Here is a 4,903-nt window from a genome sequence, read left to right on the forward strand (position 1 = left end):
GCATGTTCCGCGTCCTTGCAATACTGTGTTTACATACAGTCTATCGCTTAGCGGAAAGTTCTTTTACCCTCAGCCGAAATGCCTGCCGTTGCTAGACATTGCCAGCCAGTGCCCGTCACTCCCACTCAATAGTTGCCGGCGGCTTTGAGGAAACATCGTAGGTTACCCGCGAAATACCGGGAATCTCATTAATGATGCGGCTAGAAACCGTTTCTAAAAACTCATACGGCAAGTGTGCCCAGCGCGCTGTCATAAAATCGATAGTTTCTACTGCGCGCAATGCCACCACATACTCATAGCGGCGGGCATCGCCCACTACGCCAACCGACTTCACTGGCAAGAATACAGCGAAGGCTTGGCTGGTTTTGTGATACAGGTCAGCGGCATACAGCTCTTCGATAAAGATGGCATCAGCCAAGCGCAACCTGTCGGCATATTCTTTTTTTACTTCGCCAAGAATACGCACACCCAAGCCAGGGCCAGGGAAGGGATGACGGTAAACCATGTCGTAGGGCAGACCTAACTCCATACCGATCTTGCGCACCTCATCTTTAAACAGCTCGCGCAGCGGCTCCACCAGCTTGAGCGTCATAACACATTGATATTAGCTTCAATCTCTAAACCGTTGATTTGGAAATACATAATACCCTATTTGTTCATTCTTTTGTTATTTGTTGTATGTTGCGTTATTCCATCAATAATTTTATTCCAATCTTCGAAATGTAGTTCGTGTCCGGTTCCATCAAGCGTTATTAGTTTTGAGCCGTTTATCTTTTCAAGTAAAACTGCTGAATTCTTAAAATGCCATATTTTATCGTCCGTTCCGTGTACAATTAAGGTTGGTTGATTGATTTCGCTCAATCTGTTCCAGTATTCTTCACCACCTTGCAGTGCCGCATGATTGAACATACTTATATAGTTATTAGCTCTTTTAAATTCGGCTCTAATCAGTTTTTCACTTCTTTGTTTGTCAAATTGTTTCCTGCCGCTCATCAATTCAGCACCTTGAATTAAATAATTTGCCACACTGTCTTCATTTGTCCAATCTACGGTTTCAGCTTTTCCGTGAAAATCTAAAATACGCGTATCCATTTCAGGAATTGTGGGGTCTGAGTCGCCCCAAGGACCTGATGAGATTAGTGTTATTGAACTTACCCTGTCGGCATATTTTATTGATGCTATTTGAGAAATCAGTCCGCCCAGTGAAATTCCCACAAAATTGGCTTTGACTATTTTATAGCCGTCCAAAATTGAAATAGCATCATGGGTTAAGTCAACAATATCATAGGGGGTTGAACCCGGTTCGTAATTAGTAGATTTTCCTACGTCCCTATTGTCGTAGCGAATAACAAAAAATCCCTTTTCAGATAGTTTCTGGCAAAATTCAGCATCCCAATACAACATGGATACCGTTGCTCCCGCAATCAAGAGTATTGCCGGATCTTTTTCACATCCAAAACTTTCGGTAAAAAGTCTTATTCCGTTTTTTTTAACTATTTTCTCTTTCATTTCCTCGCCTTTCTGTTTTATAGATTCATTAGTTTTTGGAAAGAAAAGTCGAGGCTGAACATTTCCGTTTCGTTTATTATTGATTCTGCCTGTGCTTCTCTTCCATAAGCAAACATTTGCTGTTCATAATTTTCAATAGCCTCTTCAATGCTGTTAAATTTCCCATTGGTCAGATTATCCGACAATATCAAGGCATCCATCAACCCACTGTTTACGCCTTGTCCTGCAAAAGGAGGCATCAAATGAGCAGCATCTCCAATCATCGTTATGGGTAATGGACGCTTACTTTTCCAAGACTTATCTAAGGGAAATATTCGTGTCGCTAACCCTACAAAAGATGATGTCAAACGAATCAGTTCTTTGTAGCGTTCGTCCCAATCGGAAAATTTTTTCAGGAGAAAATCAACGACACTATTTCTGTCTTGAAAATCTACCCGCGTTTTGCTTTTCCATTCATCAGGTGTTTTAAAACTTATTCCAAAATGCAATGCACCATTATTATTAGGATTCGCAAATAATAAATTACCTTGATGAGCAGCCATTAGCCGGTTTCCATTGCAAAGCTGAAAAAATCCAGGACAGTTCACCTCCGGTTGATGAATATCGGCTTGTATATTGAAAGTACCTGTTTCTTCAACTTCCGTGTCGGTAACAAATTTTCTTACTTTAGACATTCCACCATTGGCAATAATAACCAGATCTGCTGTTTCACTCGATTTATCCTCAAAAGTTAGTATCCACTTCTCCTTATCAGGTTCAAGGGTAACAAGTTTTCTATCCCAAATGACGGTATCATTTTGTAAACTATTTAATAGGATAGTCCTTAAGTCATTTCTGTTTATTTCAGGATTGTCAAAACGATTTTCGGGTCTTACATTTTTTGTGGTTAAAATATTGCCCTTTTCATCAACAATATTTACACCCATTGGTAAAGCTAAGTCATAATAAGTTTGTAACAATCCCGCTCTTTTCATTGCTTCCTGTCCCGAATCCCTGTGCAGATCAAGTGTCCCACCAAAAATCCTTGCATCTTGGTCTTTGTCTCTCTCGTAAACTGTAATGTCCACGCCGTTTTGCTGTAACAATCTCGCCATTGTTAATCCAACAGGCCCGGCACCAATTATTGTAATTTTTTTATGTTTTAGTAAAGTCATATTCTTGTTCGCTGGTTTTAATGTCAACTAATGTCTGTCAATTTAATCACTTTGTTTTTTTTAAATTCAAACACGGATTTTCCTGATAACTTTAGCTTTTGCCCTTTTTTTAAGCCGTTCGGAAAGTCAATTGCTAAAATTGCTGTATAATCAATTTCTATTTCAGTGCTGTTGTCAAAATGCCTAAACGATTTAACTGTCTGTGTTCTCTTTGCAAAGTATGTTTTTGCTGTTTCTGCCTGTTGTTTAAACGCTGTTAACCCTTTCAGCGATAAACTTATATCATTATTTTGAATGTTTTCAAAAACAATATTATCGTCAAGGTCTGCAACCATTTTTTTGATATCAAATTGGTTGTATCCATCGATGTAGTTATTGATGATGTTTACTCTGTCGGTCATATTTTGTAATTATTTATCGGTTACATATTGGTGTTGTCTGTAGGTTGTTCTACGATAATTGCCAACTTTTAACTTCTATACGAAGGAACATGTTGGGATACTTGAACTTTCGATTTAGCGCCAACACGAGCAAACCGAAGTTAGCACCTACTCTCTATTCAGCATATTTTTTAAAAATACTTGTGGCAATGTGTCCGCCAAAACCAAAAGTATTACTCATTGCGTAATTCACTTGCCGTTGTTGTGATTGGTGTAACGTCAAGTTAAATATATCCCTATATTCAGGTTCAATATCTACCGAATTGATTGTTGGCGGAACAATGTTATTCTGAACAACGTATAGGAAGAATAAACGCCCTTTTCACCCAAGTCCAACAGCTTTGGACCGCAGTTGACTCTTTCGACACCCCTGCGATGCAACCCAATCCGGCTGACGGGGAGCCAGCAACGCTGAAAATTTACCCTCCTCTTTCCCACTAGCGGCTCCTTTTCCGACAACCAGCACGGCGGATCCCTGCCGCGGCGCTGTGAACGCAGCATTTTGATTGGTATCGTTGGCCTTCAGGCTCGTCAGTCAAACAGACCCAGGAGCAGCTCAGCCGGTGGCGCCCGGCTTTCGGGTAACGCCCTGGTCCCGCTGGTTTCGGCTTTGTGCTTCAGGTGATCAAGGATCTGCTTGATCACTATAGGGTCTTCAATGCAGGCGATGACTTTCATGGCGCCGCCGCAGCCGCTGCAGGTCTCGATGTCGATATTGAAAACACGCTTGAGCCGTTGCGCCCATGTCATCGACGCTCGCCGTTGTGCTGGTGTTGCCGGTTCATCAGCCACCCTGACCTTGTTGCCCCTGCCCCGTTTTGCCGGCGTGACCAACGCCCGGTGCCGACTGTTGGGTGCGAACACCCCGTGGAAGCGGGTTAGGTTGACTCTGGGCTTCGGTACCAGGGCGGCCAGCCTTGCAATGAAATCCAATGGTTCGAAAATGACGTGCGTGGTGCCGTCCCGGTACGGCGTCTTGAGCTGGTAGCGCACGTTGCCGCCTCGTGTTAACGACAGCCGCTTCTCGGATACCGCCGGGCGGCTGATGTACCGGCACAGCCGTTCGAGCTTCTTGCGTTCATCGGCCCTGGCCGCCACGCCGGCGTGCAGGCTGGACCCGGCTACCTTGCCAATCCCGTCACCGAACGGATCACCACTGGTCGGCAGAGTTTGCAAAGTGAACACCTTTCGCCCCGCCTGTGAACCGACAGCGATACGGTAAGTGATCGAGTGCCCCAGCAGGGGTGTCATCGGGTCGTCATCCACCGCATCCGAGGCCAGATAGCTGTTTTCGACATCCCGTTCCAGCAGGCCTTGCCGTTCCAGATAGCGACCCACCCGGTGGGCGATGGTGTGCGTCAGCTGGGTGAGCTCTGGGCTGGTCGGCGCCTTGACCCAGCGGAAACGCGCTGAGCCGTGGGATTGCTCGACATACACACCGTCGAGAAACAGCATGTGGAAGTGAACATTCAGATTGAGCGCCGATCCAAAACGCTGGATCAGGGTGACCGCGCCCGTCTTGGCCACTTGGTGGGTATGGCCCGCTTTCTTGACCAGGTGCGTGGCAATGACGCGGTAAACGATGCCCAGCACCCACCCCATGATCTCGGGCCGGCTGGCAAACAGGAAACGCAGCTGAAACGGGAAGCTCAACACCCACTGACGCATGGGTTGTTCAGGCAGTACTTCATCAACCAGCAAGGCGGCACTTTCGGCCATCCGCCGCGCCCCACAGCTCGGGCAGAAACCGCGACGCTTACAGCTGAAAGCGACCAGGTGCTCGGCGTGGCAAGACTCGCA

Annotated in this window: 4 protein-coding genes and 1 pseudogene; all 5 read right to left on the reverse strand. The window is 45.5% G+C overall.

Annotated features, from left to right (window positions below):
* Positions 1 to 115: 115 nt before the first annotated feature.
* Positions 116 to 592, reverse strand: a pseudogene (locus FTU67_RS14045) (GMP synthase (glutamine-hydrolyzing)); the annotation flags it as partial.
* A gap of 56 nt (positions 593 to 648) precedes the next feature.
* The gene (gene estT / locus FTU67_RS14050) at positions 649 to 1,509 is read right to left on the reverse strand and encodes a macrolide hydrolase EstT (protein WP_077782102.1); all 861 of its coding nucleotides are present in this window, start codon (positions 1,507 to 1,509) and stop codon (positions 649 to 651) included.
* A gap of 17 nt (positions 1,510 to 1,526) precedes the next feature.
* Complete coding sequence (gene tet(X), locus FTU67_RS14055) at positions 1,527 to 2,663, reverse strand: tetracycline-inactivating monooxygenase Tet(X) (RefSeq protein ID WP_044502094.1); 1,137 nt, start codon at positions 2,661 to 2,663, stop codon at positions 1,527 to 1,529.
* Positions 2,664 to 2,686: 23 nt separating this feature from the next.
* Positions 2,687 to 3,064: a hypothetical protein gene (locus tag FTU67_RS14060; RefSeq protein ID WP_044502095.1), complete on the reverse strand. Its 378-nt coding sequence runs from the start codon at positions 3,062 to 3,064 to the stop codon at positions 2,687 to 2,689.
* A 570-nt stretch (positions 3,065 to 3,634) separates the two neighbouring features.
* Positions 3,635 to 4,903, reverse strand: a 1,269-nt coding sequence (locus tag FTU67_RS14070; RefSeq protein ID WP_179989166.1) for an IS91-like element ISVsa3 family transposase, incomplete at its 5' end; no start/stop codon positions are given.

It is taken from the genome of Acinetobacter sp. YH12132 (assembly GCF_013418645.1).
Taxonomy (GTDB): domain Bacteria; phylum Pseudomonadota; class Gammaproteobacteria; order Pseudomonadales; family Moraxellaceae; genus Acinetobacter; species Acinetobacter indicus.

What these genes read in the sequence shown, in the direction of transcription:
- FTU67_RS14060 (WP_044502095.1), bottom strand. Translation starts at nt 3,064, where the DNA reads ATGACCGACAGAGTAAACATCATCAATAACTACATCGATGGATACAAC.
- estT (WP_077782102.1), bottom strand. Translation starts at nt 1,509, where the DNA reads ATGAAAGAGAAAATAGTTAAAAAAAACGGAATAAGACTTTTTACCGAA.